Below are 20046 nucleotides of genomic sequence, written 5' to 3'. Positions count from 1 at the left end.
GCGCATCGGAGATACTATGCATCCTACAGTTTCTCTGCCATGATAATTCTGTCCTCCTGCAGTTCCACAAAACGGGTTCACGTGAATCCGACGCTGACCGTAGCTGCCGTGCGCGAGCAGCACTTACAACCTTTCGCCCGTGAGTGGGTCAAACGCGTCAATGCTGCTGCGCCTGCAGGGCGTGCCGGGGAAATCTACGGCGGCCCGGGAGTCAAGGCGGCGCTGGCGGCAGCCCGGCGTCTTGGATGCTCTGCCTATTTTGTTTCTGCAGGGCTCTCGCTATTGCCTGAGTGGCGCCAGATCCCTAGCTACGACCTCAGCGCCGTGGCCGGTGAGTCATGTCCCCCTGCGCTGGCTAGCAGGGAAGCAAGCGCGGCGCAGTGGTGGAGCGCGCTCAACAACGAACTGGGTCGGGACAGGCCAATAGCATCTTTGGTGTGTCGTACGGACGGCCAAGTCTTGATGGCGTTGCCAGGGTCATACCTGAGCATGGTCGCCGATGACCTGTTCTCGCTGTCGAACTTCCAAAGGACCAAACTGCGACTGATCGTCTCCGAGACAGCATCAGTGCCGGTGTGGCTGGAGCCCTACGTCATTCGCTATGACCGCCGACTTTCGGGCGTCCCGACGGCGCCAAAGGGCGCCAATGCGTATTTTTCCCAACGAGCCCTCGGCCACTTCGCCAACCTGATCGTCCGTCACAAACTGGAGGCCGCTGAAATCGCTGTGCAGCGAGAGAAGGTAATGCAGGAGTTAGGGAGCGCATCCGTCGCACCGGCGCCGAAGCGGAAGAGCCAGTCAGACGCGCAGATTTTTCATTGGATTGAGTCGGTCGACCCGAGACGAACGAGGTCAGCAACAGCGCTGCTCAGCGAGTTTCGCCGTATTGGATTTGCTTGCGAGCAGGTCCGCTTCCGCGGTGTCTATGAACAACGAGGGAAGGCTCTTTGATGGCCACGAATCAAGTTTCACCAGCCAAGGGTAGCGGTTCGAAGCCGCGAACAACCTCGCTGACGCTCAACGCCCTGCGGTTCCGCCAAGGCGACGCCAAGGTCTACAGCTTCGTGCTGCCAGGCGACAGGATTGCGCAGATTGCCGACATGAGCCGGGTTAAGCGTGAGGGGCAGGACAATAACTTGGTCGGCTTCCAACGCGCCGAGATTCAGACACATGTGCGCCAGATCGCTGAGTATCTGGACAAGGGCCCGGGGCTGTTCCCAAATGCGGTGATCCTCGCGATCGCTCCTAGCGTGACCTTCCAAGCGAAGCGAGGCCCGAAGGGCGACCAAGTCACCGTCGAAGGGGTTGAAGCAGGGCGCCTCACGCTGCCCATTCGTCCCGACGGCCAGAAGGTTGCCTGGATCGTTGATGGCCAGCAGCGTTCCCTTGCACTGTCCAAGTCGCAGAACGGACAATTGCTTGTGCCCGTGGTGGCGTTCGAGTCCGCATCCATCGAGACCCATCGCGAGCAGTTCATCCTGGTCAACCGGGCTCGCCCTTTGAAGCAGCGTTTGATTGACGAACTGCTGCCCACCACCGATGACTCCCTCCTTCCGAGGGACTTGGCGGCGAACAAGATACCCAGCGAACTGTGCAACCTGCTGAACCAGCGGCCAAAGTCCCCCTTCTATGGGCGCATCTCGCGCACGTCGCTGAAGCCCGACCGAGCTGACGTCTTTGTCGACTCGGCCATCGTGCGGATGATTCGCGATCGCCTCAACGGAACCAGCGGTGCGCTGCTGCACCTGAAGGTCAGCGGCAGTGGCGGAGCCGACTTGGCGGAGATGTACCGCTTGCTGAGCGCCTACTGGTCCGCGGTCGCGGCGACCTTTCCTCAGGCTTGGGTTCTGTCCCCCGACAAGAGCAAGCTGACGTCAGCCGTCGGTATCACGGTGATGGGCGTGATGATGGACCGCATCTGCGCACGCGTGGGCTTCTCGCACAAGAACGCCCAGGCGGTTTACGCGTCCGAGCTGAAGAAGATTGCGAACGAGTGCGCGTGGACATCTGGAAGCTGGCGGGGCATCGATATGCCGTGGAACGCGCTTGAGATGACGAGCAAGAGTTCCAATCGCATCATTCAGGCGCTTAGCGCTGCCTACGTCAAGGCTAGCGAGCCGTGAAGTTCATCTACGCAGATTCAATCGACCAGATTGACCCGGACTACGACTTCGTGCGGGATAGGAGTGCTGCTGGCCGGAAGCCCTATTGGTCGGACCTCTATCCGCACGAGTATTTTCCGAAGCCACCTTACGATGGCGTGCTCGTGTCCCGCGGCATCGTCGGCGACAGTCGAGTCAAGGGTAAGTACAGCGATGCCCATGCCATGAGGTTCCGGCGCGAGGGAGCGCGCGCGTTCCTGCGGATGGACACGCCGGTGCTGAAGTCGCTTCCGATCTATGGCGACTGCGGCGCATTCACATACGTCAACGAGAAGGTGCCGCCTTATTCAGCTGAGGAGATGTCGCGGTTTTATGCGGAAGGGCAGTTCACCCACGGGTGCTCCGTCGATCACATCATTTTTGGGTTCCGGCCTGAGGCCAAAGGGCTGAGCGGCGCTGAAGGCGACGAGCGTGAGCGTTTCGATATCACCCAGGAGAACGCCAGCGTCTTCTTGAAGGCAACGAAGGGAATTCCAGGCTTCACCCCCCTGGGGGCAATTCAAGGCTGGTCACCGGACAGCATGGCTGAGGCTGCTCGACAACTGGAAAAAATGGGCTACGACTACCTGGCTGTTGGAGGAATGGTCCCGCTTGCTGCCAGCGAGATTCACCTTGCACTGCGAGCCATCCGCAGCAAGCTCAAGGCGACCACGCGGCTTCACATCCTCGGTTTCGCCAAGGCGGAGCAGATCAGCGAGTTCTACGACTACGGTATCGAGAGCTTCGACACGACGTCGCCCCTGTATCGGGCTTTCATGGACGCAAAGTCGAACTACTACGTTCCGACTGCCGGACTGGGGCTCAAATACTACACCGCCATTCGCGTGCCGCTTGCCGTCGAGGACCCAGCGCTGATTCGAGCCAGCCTCCGTGGGGAACTACGCCAAGAAGACGCAGCCAAGACAGAGCAGGCGGCGCTTACCGCACTGCGTGCCTTCGACGCCGGCAAGCTGAAGCTGCAAGCGACCGTCGACGCCGTAATGGCTTACCAGCGCATGTACCAGACGGCGAAGGCGAAAACTGAGAAGGCGCTCGCTAAGGCGATCATGGAGACAGAGGACCGACTGCGCGTGACACTTGAGGTGGCTCCCTGGAAGGACTGCACCTGCCGCGCGTGCCGCGAGGCGGGCATTGAGGTCATGATTTTTCGGTCGTCGAACCGCAACAAGCGCAGAGGGTTCCACAACCTGCACGTTTACTCCGAACACGTGGCCCGCATATCCGGCAAGCTCCAAGAGCGAAAGTAGAAGATGTCCAAGAAGATTCGGTTTGATGGCTTCCTAGCGGTCCAGGGTGGCCGCAGCGTTGTGATGATTCGCGCCACTGCCGCACAGGTGGTTGAGGTCGCTTCCATCGAGCGCCTGTCTCGCGACAGCGAGGGACGTGCCGTCGGGTTTCAACGTCCGCAGGTCGCTGGCCACATCAGCGAGATCAGATCTTACCTCGAGCAGGAAGATGCAGTCCTTCCAAATGCGCTCGTTCTGGCGTTTGTGGGGACAGCCAAGGTGATCTCCGGCAAGGGTGCTCAGTGCGTCTTGGAGGTCACCGTCGACGAGCGCCCTCCCGGCTTTGTGGTCGATGGACAGCAGCGCCTCACCGCGCTTGCGTACACTGGCCGGGAGGACTTCCAGATCTTCGCTTCCTGCCTGATTTGCAAGGACATGGAAGAGCTTCGACGCCAGTTCATTCTGATCAACAACAGCAAGCCGCTGCCTAAATCGCTCATCTATGAACTCCTGCCGGGCGTGAACGAACTGCCGGGGCGCCTGACGTCGCGGGCGTTGGCTGCTTCTCTCACTGAAACCCTGAATTTCGACGAGTCCAGTTCACTGCACGGGTTGATCAAGATGCAGACACATCTAGGCGGCTTCCTCAAAGACACAGCGCTTCAGAAGGTCATCATGAACTCGGAGGCGGCGGGCGCCGTCCAGGTTCTGATGACTCGCAAGGATGGCTTGAGGGAAAGTCACACGCTGCTCAGCAACTTCTTCGAGGCTGTACAGAAAGTTTTCCCCAAGGCCTGGGAAGGCCACAAGCCAACCACCTCTCGTTTAGTTCACGGGGCGGGCATCGTTGCGATGGGCTTCGTGATGGACGAGATCTACGCCAAGTCGCACAGCATTTCGGCTACCTCCTTCGTCAAGGGCTTGGAGCCACTGGTCGGGAAGACCGCGTGGACGGAGGGACACTGGCAATTCTCAAATGGGGAACGCGTCGCATGGAATCGCGTTGAGGTGACCTCAAGGCAGATTCAGCAATTGGCTGAGCACCTTGTTGCTCTGGTGAGGCATACCAAGAGCGCCAAGAGGGCGAAAGTTGCGTCTGCCTGACACAGGTGATTGAGAAAGGGGGGCCTATCTTTATGAAGGAAGAGGGGCTCAGCCGATCGCGATTGCGGGGTCGCTCTCCGCGCGCATTTTCTTCTTTAGCGATTTGGAATGCACATGTTCGAGCGCAGCCAAAAGGCACGACTCTTCCGCTTTCTATGGCGAGCTAGCGCACTAAAAGCCTCAGCTTTTAAATGGCACCGCTGCACGGGTACTGCAGTTCGAGGTAGTCCTCGATGCCGTAGTGCGAGCCCTCGCAGCCCAGGCCGGACTGCTTTAAATTACCGAAGGGTACGTCCGCTTAGAGGGGAGTTCGGGCAATTGGTGCTGGAAGCCGAGGCGCGAATGTCCTTGCAGCCGATGCCGCCAAAATAATAACTGTAATTACGTAGAACGCTCAGGTACCAGCATGGCTCTTCCTCGTGATCTACCGACTTCGGTCGAGGATGATATTTCTTCGCTCATTGCAGAGCAAGCAACAGAGGGGACCTACCTTGATTTCAAGCGAGATATTCCTGGACGCAACGATGCAGCCAAGCATGAGTTCCTAGCCGACGTATCCGCTTTCGCGAACAGCGCTGGTGGTGACCTCATTTACGGCGTAGAGGAGGATGGTGAGGGACGGGCTGTCACCGTGGTAGCTCAGGCTGGAAACCCCGACCAAGAGGCTCGCAGGCTGCAGGACGTGCTACTGCACGGCGTTCAGCCGCGCATCCCCGGTGTTCAGGTTCAGCCCGTGCAGGTTGGTGGAGGCTTTGTTCTTGTAGTGCGGGTGCCGCAGAGTTGGGCAGGGCCGCATCGTGTGAACACCAATCAGCACTTTTTCGTCCGTGAGGGAGCTCGCAAGCGGCAACTGGACGTTCCGGAGATCCGGGGGTTGTTCCTTAAATCCGAGCGGCAGGCCGAAGCGGTAAGGAACTTCAGGACTGAGCGCTTGGGGCGGCTGATGGCTGGGGAGGCGCCACACCGACTGGTGCCTGGCGCCTTGCTGATCGGTCATTTTGTACCTACACAGGCGGCTCTTGGCCTAGTTCAAGTCGACCCAATCCCTTACATGATAGACCGGGCGTTGCCAATCCTCGGGGTCACGATTCCCGGCGCGCGAGTAAATGCGGATGGCGCCTTGGTGGTGAGAAATCCGGGGCCAGAAGGCACACATGGCTATTCCCAATTATTCCGCAATGGCTATTTCGAAACCGTTAAAGTACTGACATATGCGGCGGGCGAACGCGCTCCGCTAGGAAGTCTTGCATATGAGGAGCACTTCATCGCTTTGCTAGATCGCTTGCGCGCCGAGTACCAGCATCTCGGCATAGGGCTTGAGATGACCTGCATGATCTCGATCATTGATGCAAACCACGTTGAACTCGGTCTTGATCGCTGGCGCTACAACCTCGACGATCACCAGGGCTTCTTTGACCGTTCCATACTGGTATTGCCTGACACTTTGCTTCCAGCCGATCAGACCGCACCGCAGGCGCTGCACCAAGTATTCGACCTTGTTTGGCAATCCGCCGGACTGATTCGCTCATTCAACTACAATGAAGCTGGCGAATGGTCGCCTCAACAGCGGCGGTAGGTGAACGACGGCTCGCTGGAACGGCGGGCTAAGCACCGCCAAAGGCTTTAGTATTTTCAAGCGCCGCATCTATTCAGTCGACATTGAAAATGCCCGGTTGGCGTCATTCCCATCGACAGACTGAGTTTAGAGGGCAGATTTTAATCAGTGTGTGGAACACATTGCTGCTTGAGTATAAAATAGTTTGAAAGTGGTGATGTCGCTGAGCGTCTCTACAGTCAAGGGTGCAGAGCCTGACGTCGTTATTCCATTCGTGCTTCTAGAGGGAGTGGTACCCCACTTCAGCGGCATTAACAGTGATTCCGCTGCGAGTATGTTGCTGTCAGTCTTTGCTCGTGTACTCGCAAACACCTGCAACTAATCTCAGAATCTAGTCGATCTCGTGGAAGCCGCTGAGACTATGAGCCAACTGAAAACACTGCTTCGCTGCGAGCTTGATTGCAACGGTTACAGAAACCTCACTGCGAGCCAGCCCCATTCTGGCCTTCAGCCCTCAAGGCCTACAAAGTTCGTCCAGGATTTTCGCAAATGGGGCAGAAACGGTCTATCGTTCAAGGCGCAAGCACCCATTGGCTGTCATGCATCGCAATAGTCGCTTCATTTCTGATACTGAAAATTATCAGAAGTGAGAAATCTGGCTTGGCTCTCAATGCGCCGATCTCAAGCCTCCCGAGAGCGGTTCCATCTCCGCCCACACCACCTCAGTCCAATCAATCATCGGCCCGCGCAGCCCCCGGGCGAGGACAATCCCCGCAAGCCGCTCCGGCGTCAGAAACTCCCCCGGCGGTAACGCCGTCCGGTAGACCCGCCCCGACTGCGTGGACCACGTACGCTGCCCGTGATCCCACGACACCACCGGCGTCGAGATCCTGATCCGGTCGGTATCGACATGCAGCCCTATCAGCAGCAACTCGGCATCCCTGTCCTCCAGCACCCGCCATTCCCTGAGCTCCATAACAGGCTGTTCGGCGGTGGACGGGGCTTGGGTCACAAGCACTGGGGTTGTCATGCCATCGCCTCCAGTGCGTGCCGATGTGCAGATAGTGCGTGGGCGGCCCGCAAGCAAGGCTCCTCCACCAATCGTCCCTCACGCATCCGCAGCACTCGATCCGCCATCGCGAAGTATCGTTCGTCATGGCTGATCACCACGAGCAGATGCCCCCGCTCCCGCAACTCGGGCAACAGCTCGGTGTAGAACCTTTCCCGGAATCCCGGATCCTGATCCGCAGCCCACTCATCCAGCACGATGACCGGCCGTTCTTCAAGATAAGCGTGCAGCAACGCCATCCGCTTGCGCTGCCCCGTCGATAGATCCGTCGTGCTCAGTCGCCCATCCTGGATTGACACCTTGTGCCCAAGTCCCAGCCGCTCAAGATGGCGTGCGGCTTCTGATGCTAGTGACGTCGCATCCCGCCTGCGAGCCACCAGTTCATCAAAAAGATAAAAGTCGGACAGCACCGTGCTGAATAGCTGCCGATAGTCGTCCTGCATCTGGGGTGTCACCCGCTGCCCATCCAGCAGGATCTTCCCGTCCGTGGGCGCATACAGGCCCAGCAGCAACTTCATGAGCGTGGTCTTGCCAGCGCCGTTGTCGCCCACGATGAAGACCAGCTCACCCTTGTGCAGTTCCAGATCGATCGGACCCAGCGCGAAGCTGGAATCCGTTGGCGTGTCTGCCGCAAACCGGTACGTGACACCCCGCAGTTCGATGAACTCCATGGCCGCAGGCGCTGGCGCGGTGGTCTGCTCTGCGGCCTCGCTGTCCATCCCGCTCGGCGCGAAGTGCCCCCGCAACTCCTCGATCCGCTGCAGCGCGACTCGCGCCCGCCCGAACGTTGGCAATCCCGTCGCGATCTGATCGATCGGCCCCTTCAGAAACAGCAGCACCAGTACGAACCCGCTGAGCACCGCCGCCTCGATTTCCTGCCAAGTGCCCCAGGCCAGCACCAGCGCGATCAGCAGAAAGAAGATCGCCGCTCCGAATGCCTTCGCCAGCACGTAGACATTGACCGCCTGGCCGTTGGCCGAACGGATCGCCTCCACGGTTTTCGTGATCTGTGCCAGCAGGCGTGTCCGCCGCTCCCGATGCAGCCGCAACTCCTTCGCCCCATCGCTCAACGTCCGGTAGTTGCCGTGCAATTGCTCTTCTTGTCCTCGCGCCGACCAGAACCCCCGCATCCCCCGCGCCTGCGCCAGGACCTGCAGTCCGGTGCCCACTACCAGGGCCGCCAGCATCAGTCCGAACAACCCCGGCGACAGCACCGACAGATACAGTAGACACCCCATCGTCACGGCGGCCGAGATCAGGGTTGCAGACAGCGTGAAAGCAAAGTGGCTCACGATCTCCACATCCTGCGTGAGCACCGGCAGTAGCCGGTGACTCCCAAACCTTTCCACCGCCTCCAGGGGCGCGTGCAGGATGTCTGCAGCCAATTGCTTGCGCAGCTGCGCCACGATGGCTTGACCTACCCGATTGGTGCCCACGTCCGAAAGTCCGCGGCCCACCAGGGCCACGCCGCACAGACCTAGGTAAGCCCATAGCATTGATCCCGACAACGCAGCGCCATCGTGCAATGCTGCGTTGACCGTCGCCAGCAAGCCCACCGTGGCTGCGCCGGCGCACAGGCCCGTGAGAACCGACACCGAGATCCAGCCCAGGTGCGGACGCAGCAGGTAACGCAGATTCAAGACCAGCGATGGCGCTGGGTGGGCAGTGTGGCGTGCTGAAGGCATCCGGCAGCAGTCAGGAGGGCAGGGCGGTAGGGTGACGATCCAACACCTGCTCAGATCAGGATGGCCTGCGCCAAACCCCGCACATGCGCACGTGCGTCCTGCACGATCCGCAGTCCACGCCAAGTCCGCCACGCGAACCACCAGAACAGCAGCCCGGCGCCAAAGAGCGGCAGCAGAAACAGGCCCAGTACGAGCGCCCCGGCGATCGTGATGTAGCCCAGCGAGGTGCCGCTGCCACCCAGATCCACCGCAAAGGTCCTGCCATCACGGCCCTTGAGGGCGATCACCAGATCGGACTTCTTGCCCCCTTGGGCCAGGTGCAACTCCACAGGACCTTCATCGTCCAGTGCTGCATCCAGCTTGCCCTGCAGCCCTCCCAGCACACTGATGTCGCGCAGGACGCGCCCATCTTCGAATTCAATGTAAGAAAACTGCGTCGAGCCGATGTGCCCTGACGTCTGCTGCACGCTGGGCCCGAGCTCCTGCAGGACGCCGGTGATGATCGAAACAGCCATTCTTGTTCTTCCTCTTGGATGTAGACACGCGCACGCCGGAGGGAAGTGCGCCGCGGCACGCGGCAGCACTGCAGTCCGGACATGCCATTGGATTTATCGCTGCAAGGCCTGGATGTCTTGGCGCAACTGCCACTCGGCAAAGCCCACGTAGCCCAGCGCCAGCAGAAAAGCCCCGATGCAGACCGCCACAAGCCGGGAACGGAACCAGGCCTCATCCCGCGCCACCTCTGCCTGCAGCTCCCGCAAGCGCTCCTCCCGGGCATTCGCTTCGCGCTCCAGCACTCGCCGGCCGTAGCCGCGCACATCCGCGCTGTTGACGCCGTAGCCATCGCCCACGCGATAGACCACGCTGGTATCGATGTCCGCGCTCATGACGATCCTTCCCATTGCAGTTCGCAGTCCAGTTCGCACACATCGCCGGGCGCAACCCCCTCATCCATCTCATCCACCGCTGCCCAGGCGGCGTCCCGCGCCAGCAGCACTGCGCACTTCGCGTGCGCCCACTCCATCAGTTCCGGATCGAAGTGATTCGGCCGCAGGTTCATCACATAGGTTCGTGCCAGCGCACTGCGCTCCAGGACCGAGAGCAAACCCTCCCTGTCCCGCAAATACAGATGGCCGTCGGCCCGGGCCCCGGGGTGGATGTCATCCCAGTCGAGATGGGGATGCGCCAGCAAATTGGCGAGACGGGCCCGCTGCCCGTAGTTTGCGCACAGGCACAGACTCATCTCCACGCTGGAGTGCTGGCAGATGACGGGCTGATGCGTTGGCGAAACGCACCAGGCTGCATCGCGCGGGTAGGGCACGATCCGGCCTGCGCAATACCGGTCCCAGTCAATTGACGGGATCGGTGCCCACACCGTCCCCCCGCACTGTTGGGCGGAGGGCCATGTGTAGCCCGTCGACGCGAAATGCTCCCACTCGTACTTACAGCTGGGCATTGCTGGTGCGGGGCTTGTCGCCAGGCAGGGTCCCGGAAGCGGATGCCAGAGTGCGCATAAACGCGCGGCCCTGCTCCAGATCCACGAGTTGCACATGGCCCGACGCGAAGACCTTCACACCGCCCTCGATACGCGGCTGGTAGCTCCAGTGGAAAGCCTTGTTGCAGGCGGGATCGAGCGAAATCTTGTCACCAGACGAAGAACTCGCCAGCGGCGGAGCCAGGCATTGACCCGCATACAACTGCAGCCCGTCGATCGCCGGTGGCCCTGGCTCTCGGCTGATCGTTCCGCCATTGACCAGCATGAAGGCGCTGGGAATCGGCATCGCGCTGCGGTACTTGGCCTGCACCTCGGCCACCGTCTGCTCGTATGGGTAGCGCGCACCCTGGTCATCCCGCCACACGGCCCAGACCCGTCCTTCATGGACCAGCAACTTGATGAAGTTGAAATTGCTCGCACCCGACGACCGGCCGGGCGGGAGTTCCGGGCCCAGATCGAAGCGCACGCCGGCGCGCACCCGCGCATTGGTGCGGGGACTCGTGAGCTGGTAGTCAGAAACGCGCAGGTTGATCGGTTTCCCGCTCGCATCTTTGGTGCCCGCAGGAAAGCGCTGGCGGATGGCGGCCACGGCAACAGCTTCGCTCATGCCCAACCGCACCCCCAGGACTTCGTACGAGGCTAGGGCGCCGGTGGTGTCCTGGGGGCGGTAGATGGTCTGGGCGAACGAAGGGGCCAAGGGCAGCAGCAAGGCAGTGGCGGTCAGTGCAAGGGCAAGCTGCTTCAAGGAGGGGCGCATTGGGTGGTGATCGATGGGGTGGCGGGTAAAGGGCTCGAAGAGGAGGGAGCAATGGGCTTGCCCTACTGCTGAGAGGTGCTGCTTGAGATCTCATCCTTGATGGAGCCGTTGAACTGGGGGTCGGAATCCTGACGGGCTGCAACCGCAGCCGTTAAGTCTGTATCCGAGGGCGCTGCTTGCGATGGCATGGTCAGAGGCATCGTGGCTGCAGTGGAGAGAGGCTCCTGTTGCTGCGCGCTGGCAGGTTGAGGCAGCAGCGTGACCATCATTCCGATCAGTGGGGCGGCTGCGGCATACAAGCGAAATTGCATTCCTGATCCTTTTGACGAGGGTTGGGGACGGTGCTTCCCATCTGTATGGCACCAGATGGATAACTGTACATCAAAAGAGTTTGTTTAAACGTCGTTTTTTTAGGCTCATGCAGGAAGGCTGGTCTGCATGCAGAAAAACCTAAAAAGAGGGCGGCCTGAAGGCTCAACAACTTTCGATCCTGTGGTCGCTCATTGCTTCGGCAAAGCCGTTGTGGAAGTCCGTACCGCGAAGGGCATGTCACAGCTCAACCTCGCACTGGAGGCCTCTATTGAGCGAGCGCATATGGGGCGCATCGAGCGCGGCGAACGCGTTCCGAACCTCGTTGCAATCGTCAAAATTGCAGATGCGTTAGGGTGCAGCGCAAGCGACTTGATCGGCCGATTCGAGACCAATAAGGCGGCGGTTTCTCAGGCTTCATAGCAGCGGCTGGGCTCCAGCCGCCACCCTAGCCTTGAATTTAGGAGTGCGCCACGCTCGTCAGCTGACTCAGTTGACAATCTGCCAACCGCAGCGAATGAGTTCCGCCATGGGCCACAAATCGGAGACAGGCATTTCAGCAGACCAAGGGACACCCAAGCCTGAGCCGGAGACGACGGTACAGAGTGGTTTGCAGCAGGCACGGATGCGAGTTCTAGTGGCCGAGCCTGTCGTTCCTCTTAACGTAGAACTACACCAACGCCTGTCCATGTCCGGTGGGGTGAAGGCGTCGACCTTGGAGTCGGCCATGACTTCGCTGGAGCGTTCGCGACAGGCGCGCGGGACTCATTGACCATAGGACTGCATGGCGAGGTCGAGTCCTCAAGATGGCTGACTGGTCATCCCACTCACAGCGTGTCGCGTTGCGGCAGCAGTGGTGACCTCGGCAGGAGCCGAAAACTGCCCCAGCATCAGCAAGCCATTGCTGGGCGCGCCAGCAGACACCGCCGCCGCGATCTCCACCAGCGGAAACGCCGTCAGCACCATGCGGCGCAGGCCGTACAGATTCATGCGATGCCCATCAGCAAGTGCATCACCCCGAACGACAGGCCGAACAGCCCCGAGAAAGCGCTCAGCGAATCTGGCGAGATGCCGAAGTCCGCCTCCAGATCTGTGGCCATGATGCTCGTGAACGTGCGGAAAGCCTGGCTCAGCGCGAAGCCCGACCGCAGGCACATGAACATGGCTCACAGGACGCGTGATGGCGGCGCGGGCTCTGCCGAGGAAGAAGATGGGGTGGCGGATTCGGGCATGCCAGAGGGCGAGGGTCCAACCAATGCGGAAGGGGCAGCTATCTAGACCGAGATTCTGACTGGCGCTAGGGCCCGCCGGCCGGAACTCCCCTCCATTTCTTGCACCATGCAAGATATCGGTACCTGTATCCGCGTGGTGTTCACGGCCCAAATGAACCGTCCCCAAACGCCCCGCCTCGCCCCACAAGCGTCTCTGAAATTGCTAAATTGCCTCCTGCACAGGCAATAGCAACGCAGCGCCGCTTCGGCGGCACCCCAAATTCCGTGGCCAGCCTGTGCACCGCAGAGCTGGTCCTGCAGCAACCCGGTCCATCCCCGGGTGCTGCAGCCGTGCGCGTTGTCTCGCTGCAGTTTCCCGGAGATGGGCCCCCTTCGTGCCCCAGCTTTCGGAGCTTCCTATGGAACAGACTGCATCGCCTCAACCGACGGCCCCTTCGTCTACCTCGCCCACCTCGCACCCGACGCGCATGGTCCTGTATCTGGACCCTCATGCAGTCATCATCGCCCCCACGCCCAACCGCAGCGAGATCTCCTACAACACGCCCCGCTTCCACGCGCTGCTCTCCAGCATCCAGGCCAGCCGCGGCAATATCGTGCCGATCGAGGTCCGCCTGATCCCTGGTACGCCCGACCGGCATGTCCTCATCAGCGGCGAACGCCGCCTACGGGCCTGCCGCCTGGCGCAGGTCCCCGTTCTGGCAATCATCGCCAGCGAAGGATCGGCCGCCGACGACAGCCTCAACCGCCTGCGCGAGAACACGGGACGCCAGGACCTCACGCCCTGGGAGTCAGCGCAGCAGGTGAAAGCCCTCCAGGCTCAGCTGCAGCCCATCAAGAACTACGAGATCGCTGCGCTCCTGGGCGTGAGCGCCTCGATGGTCAGCCGGTCACTCGATCTCTGCAGCCTGCCCGGGGACGTCATTCAGGCCTTCACATCACCAAGCGACATCCAGTACGCGTATGTCCCCAAACTCAAGGCGGCACTGGCCAAAGACGCGGATGCGGTCCTGCTCGAAGCCGCGGCGATTCAGGAGGAAACCCCGCGGCCCACGGCCCGGAGGGTGGTCGAGCGCATCGAAGAAGCCGTGGAGGCGGCAAGGCATGGACGGATGCGGTCCGAAGAAGCGCCTCCGGCAGCGACAGCGCAAAAGTCAGAACCATCAACATCGCCTGAAGCCTTCCCGCTGGAATGGAACGGCCAGCCCTTGGGCCACTGGCAGCGCGATGCGCAGGGCAAGCTCGATCTCCACATCGACAGCCGGATGACCGATGCGCTGCAGGCGCTGCTGATGGAGAGCGTGGTGCAATTTCTGGCGGACAACGTACTCAAGGCGCACACCACGAGCAGGACCGCCAGGGCCGCTAGGACCACCCAAAGCACGAAGGACCTGAGGCCGAGTGCCCCGGCGGCTGCTATTCCGGCAGCACAGCCTACTGCTCCGCCTGAAGATGCTGCCGTTTGAAAGCACGCCGGGCAAGGCTCGAACGGGAAGGGCGGGGCGCATAGGCGAGCAATGGAGCCGATCTCGGATCAAGGTCCGGAAGATGGGCTGTAGTCTGTTCATAAGCGCCATCTTTGACCCACCTGGACCCAGGTGGGACCCGGCTTCGACAACGAGGGATCTTCGGCTGCGATGCAGTGCGAGATCGCAGTACCGGTGTCGGGGCTTGCGTTCACGCAGCAGGCACTTCGGTGCCGAAGAGGCCGGATCCGTAGTGGCTTCGGTTGCGATGGGCCTCGTCTCCGAAGAGACTCGACATCGATCTTTCAATCTCCGGAAGCGCAGATGCGGCTGCAACATCCGACAGGACACAAGCCCTGGAGCAACGGCAGCGAAGGGGTCTCGCCCTTCAGGCAAGTATCGGCTGCTCAACAATGCACTAGCACGATTTTCCAGACACCGGTTGAAATGCCTATGCGCCGCAATTGCCGTGCAGACTCGTCATTAGACTGTGCTACCTCGGCTCCGCAACTCCTAACATATGGCTACGCAGAACAACGCGCTGTACGCCGACTGCCCCTACCTGCACTACGACCCTAGGCTTGGAAGAAGAGTCCTCGCCAACCACCGTTATGGCGGGTTCCGAGTGCTGGCCCGGCTACTCAGTATTACGGGGCCTGCGGAGGGGGGCGAACCGCGCTCGGAAGACGGGGCGAAGGCAAGCATTGCCACGTTCGAAGTGATTGGCGCGGACTGGGCCATGGACTGGTTGGAGCTGTCCTATCGGGACTGGATCAACGACGTCAAGGGCAAGCCCACTTACGGTCAGGTCACGTTGGGCAACGCACAGATCGGGCGCTTCACGTACCAACCCAGCGGCGCACGCTGGCACATGATGCTGCTGAACGCCTCGCTGGGCGGCGGCTTGGCCACTCCCGACGACGCGTTGCGTCGCTGGCGGCAAGGCATCACGCCGGACTGGTTTCAGGCGCGGGTCACTGTCGGCAAGATGGCTGACATACCGTTTTGTCGCGTTACCTACTTCGCTTCAATCTTCGATGCGGGCCTTCCCGCCGCGATCGACGCTGTGAAGGCCTTGTCTAAGACATCCCTGGCCAAGGCCGGCCGACGATTCAGGATGCCAGCCATCCTCAAGCAAGCGGCACGGAGGGCCGGCGCACGGCTAACCAAGCATGGGTTGTGGGCGGAGCACCTGGCTGTGTATGACGTTGGCCAAGGCGCAGCCCAGGCGCTTGTGCGGCTGGACCAGTCCCACGTTACGCCAGAGCTTTACATCGACATGGGCTGCGGCAGAAACCACGCCTTGGACGCGGCTCTGCCAGGGCTTAGGTTCTGCACCAGCGCGTCGCCGCCGGTCATCCTGAGCCATGCGGACGAGGATCACTGGTGCGGCGCCGTCACAAAGGCCATGGCCACCGCGGGTTACCCTGCGCATAAATTGGAATGGACTGCGCCTGCCACGACAGGCAGCGCAGCCTTCATGACGTTCGCTCACTCAGTGTGGGCCCAAGGCGGTAGTGTCCGGACACTCGACTTGACCGGGCCGCCTCCTAACACCATCACTGCTACGACGAAGACTGGCAAACTGCTGATTGCACAGGGCGCCAGCAAGCAATTCAACCATTCTGGCCTTATCGTCGCCGTGGTACGCCAGGACAACCAGCATTACTGGCTGCTGCCCGGCGACTGCGACTATCATTTCTTCCCTGCCACGCTGAAGTCCATGGCGATCACGCCGTGCTGCGTGGCCCTCACTGCCTTCCACCATGGGGCCAAACCGACGACACAGGTGGCTATCCCCCGTGCAGTAGGCGGCGACTACCGGCGCCTTGTCTACTCGTTCGGCTGCGGGAATGACTATGGGCATCCGACGCTTCACGCAACAGCGGGGCACCATGCCGCTGGATGGATACACGACGCCGGTTGGCTTGCGAAACCGGGCTTGTCGCTGCCGGGCGGTGGCTCGTGCGCCCGCGCTACGGCATGGACACCAGTCGCGCCCCCGCCCTACACGCATGCCGGTGGTGTGCTGATCGGCTGGTCCATAGCGCCGACGCTTCCACCTGCGGCGGTCTGCTGCCACTCCGGGTGCCGCGCGGTCGTACCGGCACAGGTATGAGTTCGTCCGCCGGTGGGTCGCCGCTCGCAAGGACTTCAGGGAGGCCAGCATCGCCTCCCAGTCTGCCCTCGGCGGCGCCATGCCGTAGGATGACCCTGGTCAGCGTCAGGGCGCTGCTGACCACCTCATGCAAGATCAGTCGCTTGAGCCAGGAACTGCACCGACCGAAATTCAGAGAACGGTTCTGGAGGTGCGCTGGTTTCATCTCCGGAGGGGCCCGACATCGATCCCCTCGGAATCGCAGGTACGGCGACGAAGCACGACAGGGCGCAAGCCCTGGAGCAACGGAAACGAAGCCTCGCTGTCGCAGGTAGTTCGGTCACGCGGTTGCCTCGATCACGCAGGGGTTTCGCCGACGTTGAGCACCGGCGTCAATTCGAGCCGTTGGCGAATCCAAGAGCCATTGCAGGAAACAGCCAAATGAAGAGCCCCTTCGCGCACGAAGCCCGGCCTTCTGGATACAGCGGGTGGGCACAGTGGGATGCATCGATCTCACCGAAGACCCGCTATGCCCATCGCCTTTTATCAACGACTCGTCCGAAGCCCCATCGCTGCCGCAGTGGCTGCGGTGGCGAATCCACCATCGTTGCCGAAGCCTTCCTCCCAACCGCTGAGGCCCACAACTTCACAACATGCGCTCGTCGCAACGTCAGGCTCTTTGCGCACGAAGCGGTCGTCGACATCGAAGAAGACTTCGCGCTCGCAGTTGCCTCCGCCGCCGGTGCTGACGTCACTGCTGCCTAGGGATGAGTATCGTCCGCCCGCGCAGTTCGTACGGGTCCACATCTATGCGATCCAGGGCGTGGCTTCGCGGGCGAAGAGTGGGGCGGTGCAGCAGGGCAAGCCTGCCATTGCCGACATCCTGAACGAGGCGTTGCGTGCATCGGCCACTGGGTACCGGCACTTGATTGCCCAGGGCCTACGGCCCCAGCAGCCACGGATCCTGCATGGTCCGCAACCCCAGGAGCTCTGGGCGTGGTACGAGGCGCATAAGCAGCGCGCCGCCCGGAACACCGTGCCCTATGTGGTGAAAAAGACCGGCCGCGTCACCCAGCGCAGGCAGGACGTCCGGGTTCCAACGGTGCTCGCGGAAGTCATGTCGTATCCGGGGCCGCCGGACGACCGGGATGCCAAATACGTGGAGTGGCGCGCGCTGTGCGTTGCGCGGCTTCGGCGCATCTATGGAGACATGCTCGTCTCGGTGATCGAGCACACCGATGAAGCCCATGGTCATCTGCACGCGCTGGTCGCGCATCCCGATGGATCGCCCGTGCGTGCCTTGCATCCGGGACACAGTGCTGCCGACAGAAGTAAGGCCGAAGGGGGCGCGCCCAAGGAGCAGCAGGCCAGCTACCGGGCAGGGCTGAAGGAATTCCAGAGCGACTTTTACAGTCTGGTGGGGTTTCCTGCGGGGCTGGCGCGGCTGTCCGCCAAGCCGAAGGCACGGGTCAGCTATCAGCAGGCGCAGGCCAACCGGCAGGCCGAAAGGGAGTACGCCGACCGGGTTGCGGCGCTGCTCAAGCGGGAGAAGCAGTTTGAGGAAGAGCAGGCGCAGTTCACGGCGATGTTGCTGGCTCGAGCCCAAGAGATCGAGGCAGAGGGGCAGAACATGATGCAGCGGGCTTTTCAACGGGCGGCCGAGAAAGTCGAGGCCCAGAATGCGAAGCGGGCGGCAGAGCTCAACGCGGAAGCGGAGCGGCTGGCGTCGTGGCAGGCGCGGCTGGACGAGACGGAAGCCCTGCATCGGCGGGAGAAGGACGGCTTTGCTGCGCTGACCGAGCATGTTCGAGTACGGTTGCGAGACGCGGATAGACGTTACGCACTGCTGCTCGAGGCGATTTCAGTTGCTGTTGACCTGCAAACGTACCAACACATCCTTGGCGCCGCGGAAGGGGTGTCAGCGAGTCTGAAGTCAAGTGTGCTGGGCAAGTTATGAGCTATGGGGGATGGCCACTTTTGGATAAGAGCTTGTAATAACTGAGACCGGCTGGCTTGATGCAGGTGCTAGTGGGCTGCAGAACGAACACGATGCCATTCAGAGCCGCCTCGCTCTGGCAGGGTCCACCTTTGGCCGAAGCGGTGAACGCGGTAATCAAGGGCTGCAGTTGCTGCCGCAACGTGCTGCTGAAGGGATGTCGAGCCATAAGGGCGTGTAGCCTACCGGCTTTCGAACAACCTTGGCAGGGGCGCATTAGCGAGTCTAAAAACCGCTTCGATGGACTAACTGGCAATCGGTAAAAGCGTCGTTGAAATTTGCGGTGCGCGCATGTCGAGCGCTGGCCGAAGGAATGCGACAACATCCTTCTCCATCTCACGCCCCAACAACCCCCTTCCCGTCCCACCTACGGTCTTCGACGTTGTACAGGGTATTTGAATTTCCCGGTACCTTCAGCGCTTTCTATGTTGATGCGGCAAGGAGTTCCTGAACCCAATAGTCTGCGCTGTCCTTCATCTCGGCTTCGTTCTTGTCGCGTCCCAATTTGTACAACCAATTGAACACGAGCGGGCTGGAAGCGCGGTGGTTGAAAATCGCATCCTGCAACTCGCGGGACTTGTGCGTCAGTTCCTGGACGGGCGTTTGGTTCTTTGCGAGGTTGAGAATGTTTTGCACTTCACCCTCCAGGCGATCTAGCGTTATCGTCGTGTCCAGATGCCGATTGTTTTCGCGCAGAGCCCAAAGAGCAAAGGGCGACAAGGGAGCAATGGCAAGGACCAGAGGAACGAGATGCGGATCGGTAGCGAGCGATGCGATTCCACCAGCCACTGCAACCCCCACAGCCACGCCGAGAAGAATGCGGCGATAGAGGGTGCGCTGGCTGCGATCCCATACCAAGTTTGCACGCTGGCAAACGAGCCGTGCTTCATAGATCGGTAGTTGGCTAAGAAGTGGGGTGGAATACCAATTCGGGTCGGGCAAGTTCTTCTTCTTGATCTTGCGCGCCGCCGTGCCAATCTCCTCGGGCCGAATTTCCTTGCCCGTGAGGAACTTGTTGCGCTCAAGCTGCAGCACGCTGCAGTCGAAAAGCTCGGCCAGCTTGGCATCCTGTTTGACCTGTGCCTTTATCCAGCGATCAACCATAGCAACATCCAGGATGCTTACAAAGAGGGCGGCTACGACCACGTAAGGCTTGGCGCCCTCCCACCAGATGCTCGCGGCGATGGCTGCTAAGCACAGACCCAGTGATACGGTCACCATCAGGCCCTGCACCAATTTTGCGCGACCGGTGGTGACACTTCGCGCCTTCAGAAGTTGTTGCGCCGTGTCGTCGCTTTGCCGTGTGGAAATGTCGCTCATGGGATACAAATTTGCATGTTGGTGGGATCTCGACAAACGTAGCCTGACGCAGCGGTGATTCGCAAATCGATTGGGAAGGCGCGATAGTGCTCGCCTTAGAGTTTCTGCTCAGCCGGCTCTGGGTGCACACCACCGCCTCGCCATTCTCCCGTGGCAAGCCACAATTCGAAGTAGGCAAGCCATTCGGCCGTCCAAGCAACGTAAGTGTCACCCAGCGACATCTCTGCCCGCCACTCCCGATTCGCCGGTAGCCACAGGCAAAGCCGCACCCCCGGGCCGTTACTCGGATACACATGTGGCAGCCGCTTCGCGCCGGCCAAGAGTTGTAGATCGGGCGAAAGTACGAACATCTCAGGGAACCCAAACCCCGGCTTTATTCGAAGTTCGCAACGATAGGCTCGCCCGAACGGCCCACTGGCGATGCTGAAGCGAAAGCGCAACTGTCTGCCGGCGTAAAACTGGGTCTCCGATTGCGGCAGCTTAAGCGCCTGCAGTTCGTGCGCACGCTGCGCAAGCGTCGGAATGCGCCGTGGCGGCATTTTCGTGGGTACGCCCATGGTTCCGTTCGACTCGAG

Annotated in this window: 18 protein-coding genes and 1 pseudogene; 9 read left to right on the top strand and 10 right to left on the bottom strand. The window is 61.0% G+C overall.

The window, feature by feature from the left end; genetic code table 11:
• The first annotated feature begins 81 nt into the window (after positions 1-81).
• The 5 genes from BM070_RS24460 to BM070_RS20955 all read left to right on the top strand — a co-directional run bounded on the left by BM070_RS24460 (position 82) and on the right by BM070_RS20955 (position 6068).
• On the top strand, positions 82-951 hold the full coding sequence (locus BM070_RS24460; protein ID WP_139222899.1) for a hypothetical protein: 870 nt from the start codon (positions 82-84) through the stop codon (positions 949-951).
• On the top strand, positions 951-2123 hold the full coding sequence (gene dbpB, locus BM070_RS20970; protein ID WP_092941567.1) for a DGQHR domain-containing protein DpdB: 1173 nt from the start codon (positions 951-953) through the stop codon (positions 2121-2123). The genes BM070_RS24460 and dbpB (BM070_RS20970) overlap by 1 nt, the downstream gene beginning before the upstream one ends.
• Positions 2120-3409, top strand: a complete 1290-nt coding sequence (gene dpdA, locus BM070_RS20965; protein WP_092941565.1) for a tRNA-guanine transglycosylase DpdA — start codon at positions 2120-2122, stop codon at positions 3407-3409. The genes dbpB (BM070_RS20970) and dpdA overlap by 4 nt, the downstream gene beginning before the upstream one ends.
• A 3-nt stretch (positions 3410-3412) precedes the next feature.
• A complete protein-coding gene (gene dbpB / locus BM070_RS20960; protein ID WP_092941563.1) occupies positions 3413-4492 on the top strand; it encodes a DGQHR domain-containing protein DpdB in 1080 nt (359 codons plus the stop codon).
• Positions 4493-4898: 406 nt separating this feature from the next.
• Positions 4899-6068 (top strand): AlbA family DNA-binding domain-containing protein, encoded by a 1170-nt coding sequence (locus BM070_RS20955; protein WP_092941561.1) that lies wholly within the window; start codon positions 4899-4901, stop codon positions 6066-6068.
• A 646-nt stretch (positions 6069-6714) separates the two neighbouring features.
• On the opposite strand, the gene BM070_RS20950 is transcribed toward BM070_RS20955, so the two are convergent.
• The 7 genes from BM070_RS20950 to BM070_RS20920 form a co-directional block, all read right to left on the bottom strand.
• The gene (locus BM070_RS20950; protein WP_092941559.1) at positions 6715-7077 is read right to left on the bottom strand and encodes a hypothetical protein; all 363 of its coding nucleotides are present in this window, start codon (positions 7075-7077) and stop codon (positions 6715-6717) included.
• Complete coding sequence (locus BM070_RS20945) at positions 7074-8756, bottom strand: cyclic peptide export ABC transporter (protein ID WP_353615612.1); 1683 nt, start codon at positions 8754-8756, stop codon at positions 7074-7076. Before BM070_RS20945 ends, BM070_RS20950 begins: the two co-directional genes overlap by 4 nt.
• 95 nt (positions 8757-8851) lie before the next feature.
• Complete coding sequence (locus tag BM070_RS20940) at positions 8852-9316, bottom strand: hypothetical protein (RefSeq protein WP_092941555.1); 465 nt, start codon at positions 9314-9316, stop codon at positions 8852-8854.
• Between the two features lie 93 nt (positions 9317-9409).
• Entirely contained in the window at positions 9410-9688 is a 279-nt protein-coding gene (locus BM070_RS20935; protein ID WP_092941553.1) for a hypothetical protein, read from the bottom strand.
• Positions 9685-10050, bottom strand: a complete 366-nt coding sequence (locus BM070_RS20930) for a hypothetical protein (protein WP_175518570.1) — start codon at positions 10048-10050, stop codon at positions 9685-9687. The genes BM070_RS20935 and BM070_RS20930 overlap by 4 nt, the downstream gene beginning before the upstream one ends.
• A 193-nt stretch (positions 10051-10243) precedes the next feature.
• Positions 10244-11041 carry a hypothetical protein gene (locus BM070_RS20925; protein ID WP_139222898.1) on the bottom strand — a complete coding sequence of 266 codons (798 nt, stop codon included), beginning with the start codon at positions 11039-11041 and terminating at the stop codon, positions 10244-10246.
• 74 nt (positions 11042-11115) lie between these two features.
• Entirely contained in the window at positions 11116-11364 is a 249-nt protein-coding gene (locus tag BM070_RS20920) for a hypothetical protein (RefSeq protein WP_139222897.1), read from the bottom strand.
• A gap of 127 nt (positions 11365-11491) precedes the next feature.
• Here BM070_RS20920 and BM070_RS20915 point away from each other — a divergent pair, with 127 nt between their 5' ends.
• Positions 11492-11785 carry a helix-turn-helix domain-containing protein gene (locus tag BM070_RS20915; RefSeq protein ID WP_092941545.1) on the top strand — a complete coding sequence of 98 codons (294 nt, stop codon included), beginning with the start codon at positions 11492-11494 and terminating at the stop codon, positions 11783-11785.
• Positions 11786-12241: 456 nt separating this feature from the next.
• On the opposite strand, the pseudogene BM070_RS20910 reads toward BM070_RS20915, so the two are convergent.
• Positions 12242-12594 (bottom strand): annotated as a pseudogene (locus BM070_RS20910) (MFS transporter); the annotation flags it as partial.
• Between the two features lie 467 nt (positions 12595-13061).
• Between BM070_RS20910 and BM070_RS20905 the strand changes: the two are divergent.
• The 3 genes from BM070_RS20905 to BM070_RS20895 all read left to right on the top strand — a co-directional run bounded on the left by BM070_RS20905 (position 13062) and on the right by BM070_RS20895 (position 18112).
• A complete protein-coding gene (locus tag BM070_RS20905) occupies positions 13062-14057 on the top strand; it encodes a ParB/RepB/Spo0J family partition protein (protein WP_175518569.1) in 996 nt (331 codons plus the stop codon).
• A gap of 520 nt (positions 14058-14577) precedes the next feature.
• Positions 14578-16176, top strand: a complete 1599-nt coding sequence (locus BM070_RS20900; RefSeq protein WP_092941541.1) for a ComEC/Rec2 family competence protein — start codon at positions 14578-14580, stop codon at positions 16174-16176.
• Positions 16177-16684: 508 nt separating this feature from the next.
• Positions 16685-18112: a hypothetical protein gene (locus BM070_RS20895; RefSeq protein WP_139222896.1), complete on the top strand. Its 1428-nt coding sequence runs from the start codon at positions 16685-16687 to the stop codon at positions 18110-18112.
• 462 nt (positions 18113-18574) lie between these two features.
• Here the strand turns inward: BM070_RS20895 and BM070_RS20890 are convergent, their stop codons facing one another.
• Together BM070_RS20890 and BM070_RS20885 are read right to left on the bottom strand one after the other, a co-directional pair.
• Entirely contained in the window at positions 18575-19471 is an 897-nt protein-coding gene (locus BM070_RS20890) for an S-4TM family putative pore-forming effector (protein WP_092941537.1), read from the bottom strand.
• A 95-nt stretch (positions 19472-19566) separates the two neighbouring features.
• A complete protein-coding gene (locus tag BM070_RS20885; protein WP_245785323.1) occupies positions 19567-20028 on the bottom strand; it encodes a type II CBASS E2 protein in 462 nt (153 codons plus the stop codon).
• Between the last annotated feature and the right edge of the window lie 18 nt (positions 20029-20046).

The organism is Paracidovorax wautersii (genome assembly GCF_900113035.1).
In the GTDB taxonomy this organism is placed as follows: Bacteria; Pseudomonadota; Gammaproteobacteria; order Burkholderiales; family Burkholderiaceae_C; genus Paracidovorax; species Paracidovorax wautersii.
This window is presented reverse-complemented; position numbering and strand designations above follow the sequence as displayed.

Coding starts and splice junctions, on each gene's coding strand:
- dbpB (WP_092941567.1), top strand. CDS start 951: ATGGCCACGAATCAAGTTTCACCAGCCAAGGGTAGCGGTTCGAAGCCG.
- dbpB (WP_092941563.1), top strand. CDS start 3,413: ATGTCCAAGAAGATTCGGTTTGATGGCTTCCTAGCGGTCCAGGGTGGC.
- BM070_RS20955 (WP_092941561.1), top strand. CDS start 4,899: ATGGCTCTTCCTCGTGATCTACCGACTTCGGTCGAGGATGATATTTCT.
- BM070_RS20950 (WP_092941559.1), bottom strand. CDS start 7,077: ATGACAACCCCAGTGCTTGTGACCCAAGCCCCGTCCACCGCCGAACAG.
- BM070_RS20940 (WP_092941555.1), bottom strand. CDS start 9,316: ATGGCTGTTTCGATCATCACCGGCGTCCTGCAGGAGCTCGGGCCCAGC.
- BM070_RS20935 (WP_092941553.1), bottom strand. CDS start 9,688: ATGAGCGCGGACATCGATACCAGCGTGGTCTATCGCGTGGGCGATGGC.
- BM070_RS20920 (WP_139222897.1), bottom strand. CDS start 11,364: ATGCAATTTCGCTTGTATGCCGCAGCCGCCCCACTGATCGGAATGATG.
- BM070_RS20915 (WP_092941545.1), top strand. CDS start 11,492: ATGCAGAAAAACCTAAAAAGAGGGCGGCCTGAAGGCTCAACAACTTTC.
- BM070_RS20905 (WP_175518569.1), top strand. CDS start 13,062: ATGGTCCTGTATCTGGACCCTCATGCAGTCATCATCGCCCCCACGCCC.
- BM070_RS20900 (WP_092941541.1), top strand. CDS start 14,578: ATGGCTACGCAGAACAACGCGCTGTACGCCGACTGCCCCTACCTGCAC.
- BM070_RS20895 (WP_139222896.1), top strand. CDS start 16,685: ATGCCCATCGCCTTTTATCAACGACTCGTCCGAAGCCCCATCGCTGCC.
- BM070_RS20890 (WP_092941537.1), bottom strand. CDS start 19,471: ATGAGCGACATTTCCACACGGCAAAGCGACGACACGGCGCAACAACTT.
- BM070_RS20885 (WP_245785323.1), bottom strand. CDS start 20,028: ATGGGCGTACCCACGAAAATGCCGCCACGGCGCATTCCGACGCTTGCG.